The organism is Lactobacillus laiwuensis, from assembly GCF_019972835.1.
GTDB lineage: Bacteria > Bacillota > Bacilli > Lactobacillales > Lactobacillaceae > Lactobacillus > Lactobacillus laiwuensis.
The window spans coordinates 68,799-89,910 of the sequence record NZ_BPPB01000001.1 but is presented as its reverse complement, the minus strand read 5'-3'; the positions used below and the strand labels follow the sequence as shown (position 1 = coordinate 89,910).

General features: G+C 35.5%; 21 protein-coding genes and 1 other annotated feature. Of the genes, 4 read left to right on the top strand and 17 right to left on the bottom strand.

Annotation, left to right across the window (positions count from 1 at the left end):
- Positions 1-105: 105 nt before the first annotated feature.
- Together pyrR and LDM92_RS00460 are read right to left on the bottom strand one after the other, a co-directional pair.
- Positions 106-648 carry a bifunctional pyr operon transcriptional regulator/uracil phosphoribosyltransferase PyrR gene (gene pyrR, locus LDM92_RS00465; protein WP_034981376.1) on the bottom strand — a complete coding sequence of 181 codons (543 nt, stop codon included), beginning with the start codon at positions 646-648 and terminating at the stop codon, positions 106-108.
- Positions 649-843: 195 nt separating this feature from the next.
- The gene (locus LDM92_RS00460) at positions 844-1,767 is read right to left on the bottom strand and encodes a dihydroorotate dehydrogenase (protein ID WP_223901579.1); all 924 of its coding nucleotides are present in this window, start codon (positions 1,765-1,767) and stop codon (positions 844-846) included.
- A gap of 245 nt (positions 1,768-2,012) precedes the next feature.
- Here LDM92_RS00460 and pyrF point away from each other — a divergent pair, with 245 nt between their 5' ends.
- Positions 2,013-2,720: an orotidine-5'-phosphate decarboxylase gene (gene pyrF, locus LDM92_RS00455; RefSeq protein WP_223901578.1), complete on the top strand. Its 708-nt coding sequence runs from the start codon at positions 2,013-2,015 to the stop codon at positions 2,718-2,720.
- A 1-nt stretch (position 2,721) separates the two neighbouring features.
- A complete protein-coding gene (gene pyrE, locus LDM92_RS00450; RefSeq protein WP_223901577.1) occupies positions 2,722-3,357 on the top strand; it encodes an orotate phosphoribosyltransferase in 636 nt (211 codons plus the stop codon).
- A 92-nt stretch (positions 3,358-3,449) separates the two neighbouring features.
- Here pyrE and LDM92_RS00445 read toward each other — a convergent pair whose 3' ends face one another.
- The 10 genes from LDM92_RS00445 to LDM92_RS00400 form a co-directional block, all read right to left on the bottom strand.
- Positions 3,450-4,634, bottom strand: a complete 1,185-nt coding sequence (locus LDM92_RS00445; protein ID WP_122052612.1) for an MFS transporter — start codon at positions 4,632-4,634, stop codon at positions 3,450-3,452.
- Positions 4,635-5,839: 1,205 nt separating this feature from the next.
- Positions 5,840-7,177 carry a type I glutamate--ammonia ligase gene (glnA, locus tag LDM92_RS00440; protein ID WP_223901576.1) on the bottom strand — a complete coding sequence of 446 codons (1,338 nt, stop codon included), beginning with the start codon at positions 7,175-7,177 and terminating at the stop codon, positions 5,840-5,842.
- Between the two features lie 171 nt (positions 7,178-7,348).
- Complete coding sequence (locus tag LDM92_RS00435) at positions 7,349-8,599, bottom strand: methionine gamma-lyase family protein (RefSeq protein ID WP_223901575.1); 1,251 nt, start codon at positions 8,597-8,599, stop codon at positions 7,349-7,351.
- Positions 8,592-9,512 carry a tRNA (adenosine(37)-N6)-dimethylallyltransferase MiaA gene (miaA, locus tag LDM92_RS00430; protein ID WP_223901574.1) on the bottom strand — a complete coding sequence of 307 codons (921 nt, stop codon included), beginning with the start codon at positions 9,510-9,512 and terminating at the stop codon, positions 8,592-8,594. The genes LDM92_RS00435 and miaA overlap by 8 nt, the downstream gene beginning before the upstream one ends.
- Positions 9,513-9,579: 67 nt before the next feature.
- Positions 9,580-9,984 carry a rhodanese-like domain-containing protein gene (locus LDM92_RS00425; RefSeq protein WP_187154968.1) on the bottom strand — a complete coding sequence of 135 codons (405 nt, stop codon included), beginning with the start codon at positions 9,982-9,984 and terminating at the stop codon, positions 9,580-9,582.
- Positions 9,985-10,038: 54 nt separating this feature from the next.
- Positions 10,039-10,257, bottom strand: a complete 219-nt coding sequence (locus LDM92_RS00420) for a YqgQ family protein (RefSeq protein WP_187154969.1) — start codon at positions 10,255-10,257, stop codon at positions 10,039-10,041.
- Positions 10,257-10,937, bottom strand: coding sequence for a rhomboid family intramembrane serine protease (locus LDM92_RS00415; protein WP_187154970.1), 681 nt, complete (start codon positions 10,935-10,937; stop codon positions 10,257-10,259). The genes LDM92_RS00420 and LDM92_RS00415 overlap by 1 nt, the downstream gene beginning before the upstream one ends.
- Before the next feature lie 11 nt (positions 10,938-10,948).
- Entirely contained in the window at positions 10,949-11,527 is a 579-nt protein-coding gene (locus tag LDM92_RS00410; protein ID WP_187154971.1) for a 5-formyltetrahydrofolate cyclo-ligase, read from the bottom strand.
- A gap of 53 nt (positions 11,528-11,580) precedes the next feature.
- The gene (gene rpmG / locus LDM92_RS00405; RefSeq protein ID WP_081945351.1) at positions 11,581-11,730 is read right to left on the bottom strand and encodes a 50S ribosomal protein L33; all 150 of its coding nucleotides are present in this window, start codon (positions 11,728-11,730) and stop codon (positions 11,581-11,583) included.
- Positions 11,731-11,812: 82 nt separating this feature from the next.
- A complete protein-coding gene (locus LDM92_RS00400) occupies positions 11,813-13,840 on the bottom strand; it encodes a peptidoglycan D,D-transpeptidase FtsI family protein (protein ID WP_373868637.1) in 2,028 nt (675 codons plus the stop codon).
- A gap of 283 nt (positions 13,841-14,123) precedes the next feature.
- Here LDM92_RS00400 and LDM92_RS00395 point away from each other — a divergent pair, with 283 nt between their 5' ends.
- Entirely contained in the window at positions 14,124-15,038 is a 915-nt protein-coding gene (locus LDM92_RS00395; protein ID WP_223901572.1) for an N-acetylglucosamine kinase, read from the top strand.
- Between the two features lie 107 nt (positions 15,039-15,145).
- Here LDM92_RS00395 and greA read toward each other — a convergent pair whose 3' ends face one another.
- The 5 genes from greA to LDM92_RS00370 all read right to left on the bottom strand — a co-directional run bounded on the left by greA (position 15,146) and on the right by LDM92_RS00370 (position 20,658).
- Positions 15,146-15,622 (bottom strand): transcription elongation factor GreA, encoded by a 477-nt coding sequence (greA, locus tag LDM92_RS00390; RefSeq protein ID WP_034980198.1) that lies wholly within the window; start codon positions 15,620-15,622, stop codon positions 15,146-15,148.
- A 75-nt stretch (positions 15,623-15,697) separates the two neighbouring features.
- Positions 15,698-18,115, bottom strand: coding sequence for a phenylalanine--tRNA ligase subunit beta (pheT, locus tag LDM92_RS00385; RefSeq protein WP_223901571.1), 2,418 nt, complete (start codon positions 18,113-18,115; stop codon positions 15,698-15,700).
- Positions 18,116-19,165 carry a phenylalanine--tRNA ligase subunit alpha gene (pheS, locus tag LDM92_RS00380; RefSeq protein ID WP_223901570.1) on the bottom strand — a complete coding sequence of 350 codons (1,050 nt, stop codon included), beginning with the start codon at positions 19,163-19,165 and terminating at the stop codon, positions 18,116-18,118.
- Between the two features lie 40 nt (positions 19,166-19,205).
- Positions 19,206-19,408, bottom strand: a binding site (T-box leader).
- A 48-nt stretch (positions 19,409-19,456) separates the two neighbouring features.
- Positions 19,457-19,807, bottom strand: a complete 351-nt coding sequence (locus LDM92_RS00375) for a winged helix-turn-helix transcriptional regulator (protein ID WP_046332312.1) — start codon at positions 19,805-19,807, stop codon at positions 19,457-19,459.
- A gap of 80 nt (positions 19,808-19,887) precedes the next feature.
- Complete coding sequence (locus LDM92_RS00370) at positions 19,888-20,658, bottom strand: TrmH family RNA methyltransferase (RefSeq protein WP_223901569.1); 771 nt, start codon at positions 20,656-20,658, stop codon at positions 19,888-19,890.
- A 93-nt stretch (positions 20,659-20,751) separates the two neighbouring features.
- Here LDM92_RS00370 and LDM92_RS00365 point away from each other — a divergent pair, with 93 nt between their 5' ends.
- Positions 20,752-21,084, top strand: a complete 333-nt coding sequence (locus tag LDM92_RS00365) for an acylphosphatase (RefSeq protein ID WP_223901568.1) — start codon at positions 20,752-20,754, stop codon at positions 21,082-21,084.
- Positions 21,085-21,112: the final 28 nt, after the last annotated feature.

The following is a 21,112-nucleotide window of genomic DNA, read 5'->3' as shown; positions in this document are numbered from 1 at the left end:
CTCCAGGTTTAGCAAAAGGGTTTTTAGTATAGTTAGAGACTCAATAAAATGAACTCAAACCCTTCTGACCCTCTCTGGAGCCAATTAAACGGTTGAATTAATTTTTTATTGTGGCAATGGCTTTAATTCCACATTGTCTTTATTATCAATTTCTTCTACATGAACAGCTATCTCTTCATGTGATGAAGTTGGAATGTTTTTACCAACAAAATCTGCTCGAATTGGAAGTTCGCGATGACCACGGTCAACCAAAGCAGCAACGGCAATTGAACTAGGTCTGCCTTTATCCATTAAAGCATCCATTGCCGCTCTGATTGTTCTACCAGTAAAAATCACATCGTCTACTAATATCACGTGTTTATTGTTAATTTCAACTCCCAGTTCACTTGAATTAACAACGGGATCTAATTTTAATGTTGCATCATGACGATCATCACGATATAAGGTAATATCAAGTTGGCCAAGTGGAACATCAACACCTTCAAGCTTCTGAATACGATCATGAATGCGTTGAGCTAAATATACACCACGAGTTTTTATTCCTACCAGAACCAAATTCTCCGTGCCCTTATTTCGTTCAATGATTTCATAAGTAATTCTTGTCAACGCTCTTTTCATTGCTGACGCGTCCCAAATTTCTTTTGTCATTTTTTTCTCCTGTAGTATATTGCCCATGAAAAAAGCACTTAATCTATTTGAGACTAAATGCTTTGTAAAAGTCAATACTTAATTGAGCTTTCCTTGCTAGCCTCACGGGACTAATTTTAAAGGACATCAGTTTAAATATACTGTTTCAAATTCAAATTGTCAATAGTAAAGTTGGATATTGCTGATGCTAGCTTTTTAATTATATTCAACCTGACCAACTAAATCTTTAATATCATTGACTCCTAAATTATTCAAAACCTGCGGTAAGTCATGGACAATATGAAGGCAAGCTAAAGGATCTTTAAAATGTGCACTACCTACTGCAACAGCGTTAGCACCAGCAAGCATAAATTCGACCACATCTTCAGCAGAGGCAATTCCCCCCATACCGATAATTGGTAAATTAGTAACCCGTCTTACCTGATTAATCTGATATAAGGCAATGGGCTTCACTGCAGAACCAGAGTATCCACCAAAATTATTTCCAAGCAGAGGTTTGCGAGTCTTTATGTTAATCCTCATACCAGTTACAGTATTTATTAAAGATAAGCCATCAGCACCACCTGTTTCAGCAGCCTGCGCTAATGCAACTATATCAGTTACATTAGGTGTCAACTTTACAAAAACGGGCAAATCAACTGTATTTTTTATTGCAGCAGTTAGCTTCTCCACCACTCTTGGGTGAACACCAAATGACATTCCACCTTTAGCCACATTGGGGCAAGAAACATTAATTTCAAGAGCAGTAACCATTTTTGAATCTGACAGTTTTTGGGCAACTTCAAGATAGCCATCTTCACTTTCACCACCAACACTGGCAATTATTGGTAGAGCTGGATATTGCTTTTTAATAGCAGGCAACTTATCGCTAATAACTTTATCAACCCCTGGATTGGTCAACCCAACTGAATTTAATACGCCATTATCTAAAACTGCAATTTGGGGTTGCGGATTTCCTAAACTTGGCTTAGGTGTAGTAGTTTTAATAACTAGTGCTCCCAGTTCATTCAAGTCAAATTTTTTTGCTGCTGGTACATCCCCGAAGCCGAAAGTACCACTAGCCGGCATCACCGGGTTTTTTAAAGTAAATCCAGGCAATTTTACACTTATATTTGTCATATTACCCTCCAAAAATGTAAGCTCACTGTCAGTACAATTATTTTTGGATATATTTTACACAATTTCTTTACTTTTTAAAAACAAAATTTTATTGTATTTTATAAATAAAAATGGTAATCTCATTATTGATAAACTTTAAACGGTACAGAGAGACCGCAAGTTAAAAACATGACTTAAATTAAATATAAAAGGTCTATTTTGATGCACTCTCGTACCAGAATAGACTTTTTTTGTGGAGGTTTTTAATGGAAAAAGCAGTGTTTGTAGCTTTGGACTTTGACAGCCAAAATAAGGTTCATGAATTACTAGCAAAATTGGGACAGCCCCAAGAAACATACTTAAAGATCGGCATGGAACTTTATTACCATTATGGATCCGATTTTGTAGAAAAATTAGTAAATCAAGGCTATCATATTTTTTTAGATCTTAAATTACACGATATTCCCAATACAGTTTATCGAGCTGCTAGGCAAATTGCTCATTTAGGTATTTTTTGCACGACTATTCATGCTCTAGGTGGCAGTGAAATGATTTCCGCCGCAAAAAAAGGCTTGATAGATGGCACACCAACTGGAAACAATACTCCTAAATTACTAGCAGTTACAGAATTGACCTCAATTTCAGAAAAAATTTTGGCAAATGAACAAAACTGTTCATTATCAATGGCAGAGCAAGTAGTTAGTCTGGCACAAACTGCAAAAAAAGCTGGAGCAGATGGTGTTATCTGCTCACCACTTGAGGTAAAAAAATTAAAAAAACAGGTTGGTTCTGACTTTTTATATGTAACACCGGGAATAAGATTGTCAAATAGCATCACTGATGATCAAAAGCGTATAGCCACGCCACAAAAGGCTAAAGAATTTGGTTCAAGTGCTCTTGTAGTGGGTCGACCAATTACGCAGGCTGAAGATCCTGCTTTAGTTTATCGAGAAATTAAAAAGGAGTTTGAGTAAAATGCATCAAGATCAAATTATTAATAAGTTAGTTGATAAAAAAATTATTACAATATCCCCTGACAAACCATTCACTTATGCAAGTGGCATGTTATCTCCCATTTATACTGATTTAAGATTAACTGTTTCCTATCCAGACTTGCGTGACTGGATTGCTTCAGATTTAGCAGGTCTTATTAAAGAAAAGTATCCAGATGTAAGCGTGATTGGGGGAGTTGCTACGGCGGGTATTCCCCATGCAGCATGGGTGGCTGACAAACTGAATTTGCCAATGATTTATGTACGCCCAAAACCAAAAGATCATGGAAAAGGTAAACAAATTGAAGGACTTTTTAATAGCCACGACAGAATTGTATTAATCGACGATTTAATTACCACTGGTGGGTCAGTTATTAATGCGGTAAAAGCAACTGAAAAAGAAGGCGGTAATGTAATCGGCGTGAGCTCAATATTTACCTATTATTTAAAAGATACTAAAGCTAACTTTGCTCAAGCTAAAGTTGATTACAGTCCTCTGTTAACATATCCTGAACTACTCCAAAAAGAAAAAGAGATGAAATATATAACTCCAACAGAATATGAAGCTTTGAAGACCTGGCACGAAGATCCTTGGGAATGGGGTAAAAAATTCCAATAAAAAGCAAAGCTAATTGTTTTATGAGATATTAAAAGCTGACTAATCTTTTGCTATAACAAGACTAGTCAGTTTTTCTTTTATTTGAAAAAAGGTTAATGATGTCTAATTGCACCATTCAGACGATCACGATAATGGAAATAGATCAATATCATGAAAGGTATTAAAATTAACTGCACTAAATAAAAGTATTTGACTGGTAATAAGTCATTTATAAATCCCATGATTATTGGACCAAACGCCATACCAATGTCAAGTCCTAAGTAAAACGTGCTACTTGCTAAACCTTGTTCGCTTATGGGAGCCAATAGCATTGCAGTTGACTGTAAAACTGAATACATTAAACCATAGCCAATAGCCATAAAAGCAGCTGCGAGAGCCATTATCCAGTTATTTTTCATTGTTGCCAGCAAAATTAGGTAAATAAGGGTGGCAGCAACACTAACCCAAAACCAAGTGCCAAATTTAACAGTATCAAAGAGATTTTTTAAAACTATTCGAATAAGCAATAGTACAACAGCATAAATTAAAAAATAGGAGCCTACATTTACACTCAAATGACGCTCTTCAACGTAAGTAACCAGATCGGCTTGTGTGGCAAAATAAGGAAATGCAAATAAAGTAGTGAGCATTGCTATAGGCAATACGTTTTTTTGAATAATTTTAAGATGCAAAAATGATTTTTTCTTTTCTAATTGTTTAACTTCTTTTGGTTTTGCCTTATTGCCAACAAATTGAATTATAATGACCATTAAAACGGCCGAAACAGCAGAAGCAATGATAGCAGTTCTGTATCCTGTTTTTTGATAAGTACTAATAGCAAGCGCTGGAGCAACAGCCATCGCAAGTGCATTCATCAGACCATAAAATCCCATTGCCTGACCAACGTGAGCACGTGGCACCAAAAAGGCAAGCCAAGTCGTCATGCAAACGGTGCAAAGAACATAACCTGAGCCGTTAATTAAACGAAAAAGGAGCAGCCAATTGCTTGCTGGTGCTATTACGTAGCCAGTTACACCGACCACTATGAGAATTCCTCCGATAAAAGATAAACGGTATTTCGAAAATTTATCCGTCAAATTACCTGCAATCGGTCGCAAAAACATTGCTGCTATACTCATAATTCCCACAATCAAGCCAGCAAAACCACTACTAGCTCCCAAACTTTTAGCATAGCCGTTAATCAGAGGGTTCACAAACATAGTACTAAACATAAAAAAGAATGAAGCTGCCATAACTAGTATCACATCTTTAGTATAAATTGCCTTTTCTTTTGTCATTTTTACCTCACTTACTCAAAACCTAACTTATTTATCATATCACTTAAAAGTTGACATATTCGAATAATAAAATTAACTAAAAAACATTTTAGTTGTCAACCATGCGATAGCATTTGAATAGGGGCTATACATAATGCTAGACATTCCTTCTAAAGTTATATAGTTTGACCAAAAAAGGTTGTATGAAATTTCCGTACAACCTTTAAGTTAGTGTATATGTGATTTTAAGATGTTTATTCATAGAAGAATTTTAATTAAATCTACATGCTTGTTTCTTTACTTCATTTAAGGTAAAAATTTCACAACAGTAAATTTCTTTCTTTAATATTATTAATTTTAGTAGTGAGTTGAATTTACCATATTTAATTTTTCTCGCTACTAATTTTCTGCGTTAAGAATAAATATAATCTTTAGCATGATGAAATACCTTGTAAATTTATTCATAACTTTGCATCGCGGAAAGCAAATTCAATTGATCACTACATTGAAGTAGCTTTTTTTATTATATAACATTTCCTTTCTTAAACTATTAATTAAATTTTTTAATTCAAATAACCTAAATTATTTAAAATAACACTACCTCTCTGAAACTATGTCTAATATATGGTTAAATTTATTAGATAATATAATCCTAATAAATGTAGTCATAAATGTCAATAAATTATTTAATTTTAAAAACAAGTTTTTATTGCAAAAGGTTATAAAAGCACTTACATTATATTTAAATAACAAATAATACTATTAATGTGAATAGTTATAAAAAAGCAAAGTATATTTTATAAAGTTTAATTGCACATATTTTTATTATAAATAACGTTAATAATATTATATGTAATTAAAACAATTTAAATATAGTTATTTATTTTTGAAAGTACACACAAAAAAAGCGTATATGTTATTAACTCATATTTTATTTATACTATTATAGCAATAAAATGAAAAAATAATTACATAGCAACACTTAATAAATATTTATAATTTGTTATCAAACAAAATGTAGTTAGTCCTTTTAAATAGCAAAATTAGTTCGTACGGTTAAAACTTTTCTAAAATAAAAAAAGTCAAGCTAATGTGTAGCTTGACATTATAATTATTGGTCACGGACAAGGAAAATAAATTAGTCCGCTCTTTATCAGACTTTACATTATTTCCTTATCAAAAATTTACAGTTTTTAAATTTTACTCTTATCATAAAACAAATTGTTTTAGTAGCCCATATAACGATTTCTTTCCCAAACAGAAACAGTTTGAGTGTATTGCGCCCATTCTAACTCTTTAGAATCAATAAAGCTCTGAGTTAAATGTTCTCCTAAAGCATTTTGAATTAATTTATCTTTCTTAAAAGCTTTTAATGCATTGTGCAATGTAGAAGGAAGAGGTTTGATTCCCATTTCATTAAGTTGTTCTTCACTTAAATCAAATAAGTTGCAGGTGACTGGGTCCATAGGCATCTTTTCTTCCTTAATTCCAGCCATTCCTGCACTTAAACATGCGGCTAAAAGTAAATAAGGGTTAGCTGTAGGATCAGCAGAACGCATTTCAAGACGAGTATTTAATTCCCCTGCAGAAGGTACCCTAACCATAGGTGAACGATTCTTTGAAGCCCAAGAAATATATACTGGTGCCTCAAAACCGGGGATTAAGCGCTTATATGAGTTAACAGTTGGATTTCCCACTGCCGTAATTGCTCGTGCATGCTCCAAAATGCCATTTAAAAAGTACAAAGCAGTCTTGGATAAATGATATTTATTATTTTTATCATAAAATGCATTTTTATTACCTTTGAATAAAGACATGTTGGTATGCATCCCGTTGCCAGCTTGACCTTGCAAGGGCTTAGCCATAAATGTAGCAAATAACCCATGTCTTTTAGCTATCTCACGCACAATCATCTTAAAAGTTTGCACACGATCGGCTGTTGACAAAGCGTCGTCAAATCTAAAGTCAATTTCTTGTTGGCCGTCACCAACTTCGTGGTGAGCAGCTTCCACTTCAAAGCCAATGCTTTCCAAAGTTTCAACAATATCTCGGCGGCAACTGGCACTTTCGTCATTAGAAGTGAGATCAAAATAAGATGCATGATCTGGAACTTGAGTTGTCCAATTTCCGTCACTATCAAGTTTGAGCAAATGAAATTCAGCCTCAAACCCAATATCAAATGCAGTGAAACCCATATCCTTCATTTGACCAATGATTCTTTCAAGATTATTACGAGGATCGCCTGCAAAAGGCTTGCCATCTGTAGTATGAACAGAACAGGTTAAGCAGCCGATTTTGCCCCCAGTCTTATCACTCCATGGCAAAACGGACCAAGTGGAAAAATCAGGATATAATACCATATCACTCTCTTCCAAACGCACGAATCCATCAATTGAAGAACCATCAAACCGGACATCATTGCTTAAGACTTTGTCTAACTGGCTATTAGGGACTTCAACTGCTTTCAATGTCCCATTAATGTCTGTAAAAGCCAGCCTAATAAATCTGACATCTTCTTCTTTGACACTTTTCCTTATGTCATCTGCTGAAATTTTCTTTGTCATGCTTCTCCACCTAAAAAATCATACAATAATTGGTACAGTCTAAACCAAATAATTTTTTCTGGTTTAAAACTAGACTTAAGATTAGCAAATGATTAAAACCTTGTAAAGTGGTCTAACAAAAAATAGCAAAACTTTACCAAACTTTTACTTTACATTTATAAATATCTTTGATTATTTCTGAAAAAATAATTCATTGACTGCATTTGTAATCGCTATTTTCACATGGGCATAAGTCAGACCGCCTTGCATATATAAAGCATACGGTGGTCTAATAGGACCATCTCCAGAAAATTCAATACTTGCACCTTCAATAAATGAACCATCAGCCATAATTACTTGATCTTCATATCCCGTATCATTACTTGGAATAGGATCGACAAATGAATTAATCGGTGAGTTTTTCTGTAAAGTTTTGGCAAATCTGATCATTTTGTCCTTGTCATGGAAAATTACTGTTTGAATTAAGTCAGTTCGCTCTTCATTCCATTTTGGTGAAACCTCTAAGCCCATCTTTTCTAATAATGCCGAGGCATAAACTGCACCTTTAATAGCATTACCAGTCACACTTGGTGATACAAAAAGTCCCTCAAAATAATCAAGATTATTGTTTAAGCTGGCTCCTTCTTCGCGACCTATGCCACCTGCCGTAAGCCTTGCCGCAGTATTTTCAATTAATTCATGTTTGCCAACAACATAGCCACCTATTTTTGCTAAGCCACCACCAGCATTCTTAATTAAAGAACCAGCCATTATGTCAGCACCATATTCAGTAGGTTCATGTTGCTCAGAAAATTCTCCATAGCAATTATCAACAAAAACTATACTTTTCGGTGAAACTTCCCTAATCATTGCAATCATTGGTTTGATTTTTGCCACTGTAAAGCTTGGTCTTGTATTATAGCCTCGTGAACGCTGGATAACTACCATTTTAGGCTGACGTTCTGCCAACAATTTTCGTGCAGAAGCAAAATCAACACTGCCGTCAGACAACAAATCAACGTGAGAAAACTTAACACCATATTGTTTTAAGCTACCACGACCGTTGCCGGCAATTCCAATCACCTGTTGCAAGGTATCATAAGGCATCCCAGTTAAATAGGTTAATTCATCACCCGGCAGCAAATTTCCTGCCATTGCAGTGGCTAAAGTATGGGTACCAGAAACAAACTGTGAACGGATTAAGGCATCTTCAGTGTTAAAAATTTGGGCGTAAATACGATCTAGCTTATCTCTACCACTGTCATCAGACCCGTAGCCAGTACTACCAATTAAATCAGATTCAGCAACGGCTTTATCTTTGAATGCCTGTAACACTTTATTTTGATTAAATAAGATATTTTGATCAATTTTTGCTAATTGGGGTGCTATTTGCTTGTCTGTTTCAGCTACTAATTTATTTAATTTTTCTGGCCAATCATTCATTTAACCATTCCTCAACTTTCTGTGTAATTTTATTTAAACAATTCGGATCTTTAAGCGGATCAAACCAAGTGACAGGTAATTGGTGGCGAAAATACGTCAGCTGCCTCTTAGCATATCTTCTTGAAGCTGTTTTTAAATTTGAAACGCAATTTTCAAGGTTATTTTGTTTTGCAAAATAGGGAAAAAACTCTTTATAACCAATAGCCTGCAGGATTGTATATTCTTGAGCACGATTTTGATAAATAAATTTTGCTTCTTCAAGCAAGCCTTGTTCCATCATTTGATCAACACGCTCATTGATCCTACGATAAATTATAGGACGGTCAGAATTGAGTCCAATGATAAGGTAATCATATCTTGCTTCAATGGTTTTTTGCTGTTGAGAAAACTTTTTCCCCGTACGCTCTATAACTGTTAGTGCCCTTAAAACGCGTCGGGTATTATTTAAAGGAATTTTTTGAGCAGCATCTGGATCTCGCTTAGCTAATTCTGCCCATAATTTATTTTTCCCCTGTTCCTGCAAAAATTTTTCCCATTTATCTGTAATCACTGATTCTTGGCGAGTTGGTTCTCCTAATTTCATTTTGTTTAAAAGTGCATTGACATAAAAACCGGTACCACCTACTAAAAGTGGCAGCTTACCTTTGGCAGCGATTTGCTCAATGGCTTTCTCAGCCTGATCAATAAAATCTATCACGGAATAGGGCTCAAAAACTGATTGAGTATCAACAAGGTAATGTCGAATCGTCTTTTGCTCGGCTGGAGTTGCTTTAGCTGTTCCAATAGCCACCTCTTTATAAACCTGCATTGAATCACCCGAAATAATTTCAGCATTTACTTTTTGAGCGAGCTGAATTGCCAAGGAAGTCTTTCCAATTGCGGTTGGGCCAACGATTGCCAGAACTTTCTGCATCTTTTTCCTCATTCAATTAATAATATAGAAAAAACACGTTTGAAAAATCAACAAACATGTTTTCTAATCAATATTTGGATTTTTTAGTACGTCCGTTCCATTCATCAAAGCCATTTTTTAACCATTTGATAGAAGAAAAGTTCTTTTTCTGTAAAAATCTGGCAGCACGTAAAGTAACTGATAAAGAATCGGAGTATAAATAAACCGGAAGATCAGACCTTAATTCAGTATATTGATACTTAAGCATTGTATAAGGTAAGTTTCTGGCGCCATCAATATGTTTTCTTTTGAAAGGTTCTTTTTCACGTAAATCTACTACCTGTGCTTTACGCATTCCCTTATTAAATTCATCGTTGGACAAGTCTCCACCGCCCAAGCGCTTAGTCTGTATTTTATTCCATAACCAGACTGCCACAAAAGCTAAAATTATTATAATTAAAACTGCATCTAGAATAAATAAAAAAGTTGACATAAATTATATTTCTCCTACTAAAAGTTTCTAAAAACAATATACTCTTAATATAGCTTAAGAGCCAGGCTTATTGCCATTTCTGCGTTCTTCATATTCGTATTCTCGCCGCAGTATTATTTTTGCAACTAAATAATCATGTTTATCGATTAAATGTGAACGGTTGATGTTATCTAGTTCAAGAGCCATCAGTTCAATGTCCCAAATTCTCTTGCCGACATGGACAAAAATGCCGTATTTTTCCAAAAGTTGTTGCACATCATACAAAGTTTTCATTATAAACTGATTACCATACCCATTCTGACAGCTGCCACACAATAAATTATTAGAGCACATACTGCAACAACACGCATTTTCATTGAATACTTTCTTAAGTTTCTTTCACCCAAAATCACAGCAATTAAAAATCCGGTTATAAAACCGCCAATATGGCCTGGAATATCGATATTAGGAGCAAAAAGGTCAAGGCCTATATTAATCAATGCCAGCCAAAATGATTGTCTGCCGAGATAAACAAGAATTGGATTCGCACGATTTTGCAATGCAATAGCTGTCATTGCTCCAAAAAGACCAAATAAAGCAGTTGAAGCACCAGCACTAATAGCGTTATCGTTTCCCCAAGCCAGGCTTAAGAGGTTTCCACCGATGCCTGAAAGCAAATAGATAGCTAAAAAGCGCCAATGACCTATTATTGTTTCCATATAAACTCCCAGATAATAGATCATCACTGCATTTGATATTAAGTGCATAATTCCAATATGCAAAAATTGTGCAGTAAACAGGCGCCACCACTGATTACCTATAACGATAGCATCATTTTTCATAGCTCCTAATTTCATTAGAACATAGATGTTTTCGGAGCCACCTATTGCAGTTTCAATTAAAAAGACCAAAAAAAGAACAACTAATATACTGACAGTTATATAACAATTTTTCAGGTTTTGTCGCTGGTTCATAATAGCCTCAGTTATTTCGATAAAATTGATTCAGGAGTGATAATTGTTTGAATTGGAACATCAGTAGATTCTATTTTCCAAGCTGCAGTTTCAAAAATCATCTTTGAATTGACCAAGGCTACTGTCTTTGAACTAGGATGTTTTGCCAAAAAACGATCATAATAGCCTCCGCCAAAGCCCAAACGTTGATGTGAGTCTAAAGCAAAAGCCAGTCCAGGCACAATAATTAAGTCCAGATCATTATTGATCTGAGCGTCAGGTTCACTTACTTCTTCAACACCAAATTTAGACTTAGTTAACTTGGTCATATAACTATAATAAATAAAATCTTGTGAACGTTCACTGTTATCATTAGCCCGTGCTAAAAAAACATCTTTTCCTTGATCCCATAGCTGAGCAATTAGGCCTGAGGTATCTACCTCATAAGTAAGAGAAGAAGTTATCCCAATACTTTGGCATTTGTCAAGGAGTTCAGAATTCATAATATTTTTGAGCAGAATTTGATCTTCAGTACTTTTTTGAGATGTTTCCGCAAAACTACTTAGTTTTTCTACTTGTTGTTTTCTAATTTCTTTTTTTGCTTTTGTCATGATTCTTCCATATAAAAAATAGCAGGAGCATAGGCTCCTGCCATATTGGTTAATTACTTAGTTTCACGATGAAGAGTAGTATGTCTTTCAACTGGGCAATACTTCTTCAAACTTAAACGTTCCGGATGCTTACGCTTGTTTTTCTTAGATAAGTAACTTCTATCGCCACATTCGGTGCATTCCAAAATGATGTTATCTGCCATTTCTTTCACCACCTACGCTTTTATTCTGACTGTATTATCTTAGCATTTTTCCATTATTATTACCAGTAATATTCACAAAATTCTATTTTTTATGTAATTTGAAGTAGTCCTGTACCATCGCTTTAGTCATTTGTAGAGTGTAGGAACCTTCGAGTTCGGGATCAAGTCCTGGGAATATTACCGCTGTCGCTATTTGAGGATTATTTGAGGGTGCATAGCCAACGAAAGTAGCATTGACCAGCTCAGGCGGATTTTTTTGCTTAGGATTATCTGGATCGTAATAAAATGTCTGGGCTGTTCCTGATTTGCCGGAAATAGAAGGCTTTACGTTTTTTAATTTATGCGCTGTTCCCCAAGAATTTGTACCATGAACAACACGCCAAAATCCTTGTCTAACAATATTCAGTTCATCTGAGGTCCAGGGTATGCGTAACTGAACTTCTGGTTTCTTATTGTAATCCACATAAATTTTTTTGCCATTATTTGAAGTTCGGCCAATTGATTGCACGACATAAGGCTGCATTCTATAACCGCCATTTGCAATAGTAGAAACATACTGAGCCATTTGAATCAGGGTATAAGCATCATAGTTGCCGTAAGACAAGTCTAACACAGAACCCGAAAGAACCAATCCTTGATCATTAAATGATTTGCCTTGAATTCCTGAAATTTCGCCCGGCAAGTCAATACCAGTCTTTTGTCCCAAACCAAACATATTAAAATTATGTCGTAAAGGTTCGAACGCTGTTTGTGGCATGTAGATTTTTGTTTTAGGAACATATGAAGCTTTAACCCATTTCATTGCTAGGTGCATCATGTAAATATTACTGGAAACTTCAAGTGCAGTTTCTGCATCAAGAGCCCCAAAAGTACCTATTGGATAAACGGACTTTTTAACTGGAGTACTTGGCAAGTAAACTGGTGTATCAGGCATTACATTATTTGTTGGTGTAATTACCTTATTAATTAGACCTCCACCTACCATTGCGCCTTTAACAGCTGAACCCATTACAAAAGACTGATTAATTACGCCTAATGCATTATTAGTGGTTTTATTCTTTTTGGGATCACGACTAATACCAGCCATAGCTAAAATGGCACCGGTTTTGGGGTTCATGGCAACAGCATAGGCACCATTTGAATAGTGAGCAGCACCGGAGCCAACAGCCGCAGCATAAATTTTTTCTAATGAACTTTGAACTTCTTTTTGATACTTAGCATCAAGAGTCAAGACCAAGCTTGCACCGGCTTGACCAGAATATACCGCTTTCGATTGTTCGATATCACCTGAATTTTTAGTCCAAACTTTACTTGTGGCTTTCGTTCCTTTTAGCAATGGTTCATATTTTTCTTCCAAATATGATGTACCTACTCTGTCATTTCTAGAATAGCCGTTAGTTAAATAATATTGTAAATTATCACTAGGTAAACCAGCCTTCTCCGTTGATACTGATCCAATAATACTGCGAATAGAAGAACCGTTGGGATATGATCTTTGCCAGTCGGTACCAATGCCTACGCCGGGCAAATCTGAAAGATGCTCACCCACTTCTGCGATTTCTTTGTCTGTCAGATGATTATTTTTTATATAAATTGTAGAAAGAGTATAGGCTCCAGAAATCTTGTTGTAAATTAAAGCCGCTGTTTTCTCACGTGCACTTAATTTAACATGTTCAGAACCAACCTGCTCTTGGATTCTTTTATTAATTAAATTATCATCCTGAGTTTCTCTGACAGATTTAGGAACTTTAGCAGCTTCTTTAGCACTATTTTTTTTATTAGCCAAATAGTAATCAATTACTTGCTGCTGAGTCGGCTTTTCGTCTTTAATTGAAATATATTGACTAAGAGAATTTGAAATTGCATAAATATCTTCACTCGTAGTAGAAACACTTTTGGTATAGGTAATAGCATTCTTAGCTCTATTTCCTACCAATACGCGTCCCTTGCTGTCATACATCACTCCGCGAGGAACTTGACTGGAAACTACAGCAGAATTAGATTTTTGCACTTCAGCCTTGAAGCGTGAACCATAGCCTATTTGCAAATATGCCAGTTGTCCAATTAACGTAGCAAAAAGGACAAAAATAATTCCCAAAATTATCTTCATCCTAATTGGAGTAGAAGCCTGTTTTTTGGAATTATTATTTTTCGTCTTCAGTTTTTTCTTAAAAAAATTCAATTAGACTCATCCTCACTAAACTAGTGTAATTTTAGCAAAAACTAGATGACAAATCTATCGAGATGTTAACGTTTTGAAAAAACTTTAATAGATAACGTGTAAATGACAAGCAATAAACTAGTTATAAACACTTTATGAAAAAATCTTCTGTTAGTTATTCATTTGTAATAAAATATTGGTGGGAGAAAAATTATAGAAAGAAGACAAAACTATGACACTTAAATTTCAAATTGGGGTTGACGCTGGCGGAACCCATACTATAGCAATTGCTTATGACTTAAAAGGTCAGGAACTGGCACGTGCTAAAGCTGGACCAGGTCAGGTAAATACAAATTATGACAATGCAATAACCAATATTACCAATGCTATTAACAAGTTAATTGATGAAATCGATGGTGATTGCCAACGTATTTTATGCGGAATAGCTGGCTTATCTGTGGTTGGTCATGCTCCGGAAATAGCAGCTGAAATTTCGGCAAAAGCTAATAACTTACCGACTAGAGCAATTACTGATTCCCTTCTAGCTCTTTATAATGGTCTTGAAGGTGAAGATGGTGGTTTAGTAATTGCAGGGACTGGTTCTGTTTTTAATGGTTTGCAAAATGGCAGAATTATCACAACGGGTGGATATGGCTCCATTTTAGGTGATGAAGGATCCGGATATGCCATTGCTCTGTCTGCCTTGAAATCAGCTCTGCTTAGTTGGGACAAACGAGAAGAAAATGAACTAATTCCTATGTTCAATAAATTGTTCAATGTTGACAACCTCAACGACGCTACTGCTAAATTTTATAAAACAGCAAACGCTGACTTTGCTTCTATGGCAGTGAATGTAGCTCAATTAGCCGATAACGGCAATCCTTTTGCATTAAAGGTAATTAAGGAACAAGCAGAACTTCTTGCGCGTGATATTATTATTGGCATGAATCGTTATGAAAACCCTAAACCAATGAAAATTGCATTAACCGGATCTGTACTAGCTAACAATCACATGCTGCGAGATTTTCTTGAAGATAAAGTTCGGGAAAAATATCCAGAGGCACAATTTTCAATTTCTAACGGTGAGAATGCACGCGGAGTAATCTTTGATAGAAGCAAAGATTACCGCTATTTCACCAGTCACTAAATCTGCCACAAAAAAGACCAGAACTTTACGTTTTTCATTTTAAGAAAACGTATATGCTCTGGTCTTTTTTATCGAAAATAGTAAAACATTTTTGTAAAGACTGCTAACTATTCCTCTACTTTATTGATCACTACATCAAATTTACCACCAGGTGTTGATATAGTTACTGTTTCGCCTTTTTTCTTGCCTAAAATTGCTTGGGCTATTGGCGAATCGTTAGAAATCTTACCATTCATCGGATCAGATTCATCACTACCAACGATGGTATATGTTTCTGGTTCATCTTCACCAACTTCCGTATAAGTTACTGTTTTACCCACTGCAACTTCATCTGGATCACTAGAGTTAGCGTCAACCACATGTGCATACTTAAGCATTTCTTCAACAACGCTAATACGATCTTCTAAATGGCTCTGTTCGTCTTTGGCAGCGTCATATTCAGAGTTTTCGGACAAGTCACCATAAGAACGAGCAACTTTAATTCTTTCAATCACTTCAGGGCGCTTCACGACTTTTAGATTTTTTAATTCTGCTTCCAGTTTTTCTTTTCCTTCAGCAGTCATCGGATAAGATTTTTCAGGCATTAAATTTCCACTCCTTAAAGTTAAATTTCTTTTTGCAAAGATCTATGATATTACTTTAACGATTAATGTCAACCATTAGCGTATTTCTGCTTTAAGCTGCTTTTCGAGACTTGAATCAATAGAATTCACCGCCTCGTTAACAACTGAATCAGTTAATGTATCATTTTCATTTAAAAACGTTAGACGATATGCGAAGCTCTTTTTATCATCAGCAATATGAGACCCACGATATACATCAATGATACGCAAATCATGAAGGTACTTGCCGCCATTTGCTTTGATAACATCTTCAACTGTTTGATTAGCAACATCTTGATCTACTAGGATAGAAAGATCACGCTCAATCGCAGGGAATTTTGGTGCAGTTTGTGCAGTTGTTTGCGGGTTCAATATTAGTGGCACGATAATATCAAGATCTAATTCATAGCCGTAGATCTCATTTCCTTTCATTGTTTTGCTGGTTTCAGTTACTGGTCGACCAATCATTCCAATCATACCCACATAATTGCCTTTAATATAAATACCAGCTGTTCTTGTAGGGTGCATAGCCATTATTATTTCAGCTTTATATTCAACATCATTTAAATCAATGCCCATTGCTAAAAATAAATTTGTCAGTTGACCTTTAACAAAGAAGAAATCAATTTTTTCATTATCGTGTTGCCAATTTTCAAAGAAAGCGTTACCGGTATAAAGTGTAGCCAAATGCTCATGTTCATTATAGGTATTATTGTCGAAATCATAGACGCGTCCTTGCTCAAAAATTGCCAGTTGATTTTGTTTACGAGCCATATTGTAACCAACAGCATCAACCAAGCCTGTCATTAAATTTTGCCTTAGAGTTGATCGACTTGAATTCAAAGGCATTTGCACTTTAACAAGTTTCTTAGGTTCTTTTGTAAAAGCAATTGCTTTTTCAGGTGATGTTAATGAATATGAAATTGCTTCTATTAGTCCTTGACCACGAACAATATCTTTAATATGCCTGATTGTTTCTTCAGTCTTGGAATAGCCTCCATGGGTCTCAGCTAAAACTGGTTGTGTAGACTTGATATTGTCATAGCCATATAAGCGCCCAACTTCTTCAACCAAATCAGCCGGAATAGAAATATCCCAACGCCTTGCAGGAACATCAACAGTTAACTCATCACTATTAATTTCTGCCTTGAAATTCAAGCGGGAAAAAATAGCAGCTATCTCTGTTGGAGAAATCGCAGTACCCAAAACTTTATTAATGTAAGAAATAGTTGTTTTAATTTGTACTGGTTGCCTTTTCTCAGCACTACCCGTAATCACGCCTTGATCAATCTTTCCTGAAGCATCGTTACGTAATAAAAAGGCAGCCATATCTAATGCTTTTGTCGTCGCATCCCAGTTAACGCCTTTTTCATAACGACTAGAAGCTTCTGTTCGATTAGCGTGACGCAGAGCCGCTTTTCTAATTAAGGTTGGATCAAAAATAGCAGACTCTAACAAAACATCAGTAGTATCAGCTTCAATTTCAGAATTAAGACCGCCCATAACTCCTGCCATCATCACAACTTCTTCACCATTCGTGATAACAATGTCATTAGGATCAAGATCAACTTCTTTATTGTTTAAAAGTGTCAATTTTTCGTTCTTTTCAGCTTTTCTGACCACTAACTTATTTGTTTTAAAAGCACGAGCATCATAACTGTGCATCGGCTGGCCTGTTAAAAGCATAATATAATTTGTTACGTCAACAACATTATTAATGGGTCTAATGCCGGCATTCCAAAGCCGTCTTTGAAGCCAAAGTGGACTGTCCCCTATTTTCACATTACTGATTTTGCGTAAATAGAACTTAGGTGCAAGCTCAGGATCAACATCTACTGTAAAATCTTGGGTCCAGTCCGGACCATCTTCTTTGAGAGTTATGTCTTCAACTCTGACAGGTGTGTCAATAATAGCACCAACCTCATAAGCTGACCCTTCCATTGATAACGTATCAGCGCGATTAGGAGTAATGTCAAAGTCAAAAATATAGTCATCCATTCCTAGAGGTTCAAAGGCTGATTGCCCCGGTTTTAAGTCTGCATCTTGCGGAAAAACATAAATACCATTGGCATATTTTTCAGGGACGACATTATCAGGAAATCCTATTTCCTGTAAACCGCAAATCATTCCATTTGATTCGATTCCACGTAATTTACTTTTTTTAATTTTTACATTATTGGCAATCCTGGCTCCAGGTAAAGCCACCACTACATCTTCTCCTGCGGCAACATTTGGTGCACCACAAACAATTTGATGAGTCTCACTTTCACCAACATCAACATGAGTTAAATTTAGATGAGTACCAGCAACAGGTTCACAGTCAATAATATGGCCCACAACCATTTTTTTCATACCTTCTTCAGGATGTTTGACTTCAGCTATTTCAACACCTGTACGTGTTATCTTTTCAGCTAAATCCTTGGGATCTTGGTCTAACTCAATAAAATCTTTTAACCAATTGTATGAAACTAGCATTTATCTTTCCTCCCTGCTGAATTGTTCTAAGAAACGGACATCATTAGTATAGAAATCACGGATATCATCTATACCATATTTAAGAATGGCAAAACGATCTAATCCCACGCCAAAGGCAAAGCCGCCATAAACATTAGGATCAACTCCAGCATTTTGCAAAACGTTGGGGTGAACCATTCCAGCACCTAAAACTTCTATCCAACCAGTATATTTACAAATGGAGCAGCCTTTGCCATTGCAATTAAAGCAGGAAACATCCATTTCAACTGATGGCTCAGTAAAAGGAAAGTAGCTGGGACGCAATCGGGTTTCACGATCTTGACCGAAAATATGCTTAGCCATTAACTCTAAAGTTCCCTTTAAATCACCCATTGTAATATTTTTATCAACTACCAGACCTTCCATTTGCATAAACTGATGTGAGTGAGTAGCATCATCGTCATCACGGCGATATACTTTACCCGGTCCTACCATCTTTAAAGGACCCTTGGCAAAATCATGTTTTTCTAATACTCGTGCCTGGTCACCAGAAGTCTGAGAACGTAATAAGTCTTCAGCATCTATATAAAAGGTTTCTTGCATGTCTCTTGCCGGGTGATCTTTTGGCAAATTCATCATTTCAAAACAATAATGATCAGTTTCAATCTCTGGTCCTTGCACAACTTTATAACCCATGCCAATAAAATATTTTTCGAGATCATCCAAAATGATATTGATTGGATGCTTTGTACCAAGATGCATTTCCCTTCCAGGTAAAGTGACATCTATTTTTTCTTTTTCCAGCTGCTCTTCGACTAAGGCCTCTACTATCTCAGTTTTAGCATCATCAAGCTTACTGTTAAAAAGATCACGCAGTTTATTAACTCTTTGTCCAACTTCACGGCGATCACTGGGATCAATATCTTTCATGGAATGAAGAATGGTTGTCAATTCACTTTTACGACCAGTTAATTTAACGCGAACGTCATTTAACTTTTCTTCATTTTTAGCCTTATCGATCTCATCAAGACCTTTTTCACGCAGTTCTTTTAACCTGTCAAATAAGTCCATAAAACTTTTCCTTTCAAATCAAACAAAAAAGCTTCATCCCTAAAGGGACGAAGCTTCGCGGTACCACCCTAGTTTGGACTCAGAAAGCCCACACTCATGTTTCGATAACGGTGAATACCGGAATGGATTAGATTCTACTAGTAAGATGAAATTCACAGTTCCGTTTAAACCTTTCTTTCAGCTCAATAAAAAGGTCTCTCTGACTAAATGATCGCTGCTACTAGTCTTACTCTTTGTAATTAGTTAATAGAATATATCTTTTTTAAAAAACATGCAAGAGGATTAGACAAATTAGACCCATTTATCGGCCCAACCATGAATTTGATCAAAAACGGGCTTTAATTCTTCACCCTTTTGTGTCAGACTGTAAGAAATAATCTTTGTTTTACCATCAACTGAACGGTTAACAATATCTTCTTTTTCTAATTCTTTTAATCTTTCAACTAAAACACGGTCAGAGCAAGGCAACACGCATTGTGCTAAGTCTTTAAAGCGCATATAATCTCCGGCACAGAGTGAACTAATAATTAAACCGTTCCACTTTTTACCAATAATTTTAAATGCGTTAATAAAATGTTTACAGTACTCATAATTAGGAGCACCACAACCAGCACAATTTTTGTCCTTAATACCTTGAGGCATGATACTGTCCCTCCCACAAGAAAGTGTCTGTTTCGCCTTTTATTATATTAAATATACTTACTAAAAACAAGCATTAAGAGTTAAGAGAAATAGTAAATGATGATGCCGGCAGCCACAGCAGCGTTTAAAGATTCGGCTTGACCTTTGATAGGAATATATAGTTTCTGATCACAGATTTCTGCTACCTCTGAAGTAACGCCATGTGCTTCGTTACCAATAACAATACCAACTTGCTGTACTTTTTTAAATTCTGGTAATTCCTTGGCGTTTTTATCTAACATACTTGAATAAATTGGTATGGTATTATCTTGCATTTCTTTTATAACTGTTAATAAGTTTTCCGTAATTACATTGATATGGAATTGACTGCCCTGCATTGCGCGCTGAGTCTTGGGATTATAGATGTCAACACTTTCAGGGGATAAAACGACACCATTAAATCCCGCTGCATCTGCAGTTCTGATAATTGTTCCCACATTGCCAGGATCTGCCAGATGATCTAGCAATACCCACTTACCAAAATTTAAATGATAGTTTTGAGGTTGACCAATCTTTAAAACCATAAAAATATTTTGAGAATTTTTTGTACTTGCAAGATGGTGAGCAACGGATAAATTGATTATGACAGTTTTTTGGCTTGCCACTAGTTGGGGAAAAATATCTTTGATCTCCGCTAAAGCTTCCTCAGTCCCTAAAAGATACTCGTAGCTTTTTTTGGCCTTAAAAGCCTCTGTAACCAGGTGAAAACCTTCAATCATATATAAGCCATTTTCTTGTCGATATTTTTTTTGTTTTAATTTAGTTAAATTTTTTATTAGCTTATTATTTACGGAAGTTATCTGTTCTGACATCTAAATCTCTTCTTTCATCTTCATCAATATATTATTTTAATTTCAAGCTGATAAAATGTTAAAATCAAGAAAGCAGGACTAGGAAGGATTATTATGGGATTTTTTAACAAGCACAAGAATAAAAGAAAAAGCAATCCGACCAATGATTCAAAAGAAACTTGGCAATTAACCGTTTCAGGTATCGTTCAAGGTGTAGGTTTTCGCTGGAGCGTATTAAATCTTGCGCAAAAAATGGGGATGACTGGCAATGTTCGCAATAACAGTGATGAAACTGTCACAATTACTTTACAAGCTGAATTAAGCCGAGTCAATCAATTTTGTGCTGAATTGCCTAAGAATATTTCGCAATTTGCGCGTATTTCAAATATCAAAAAAGAAAAACTAACAAAAGTAAGCAAAATGAGTGGTTTTCATGTATTATATTAGTTATTGGCAAAAAATAATAATTGGGTGA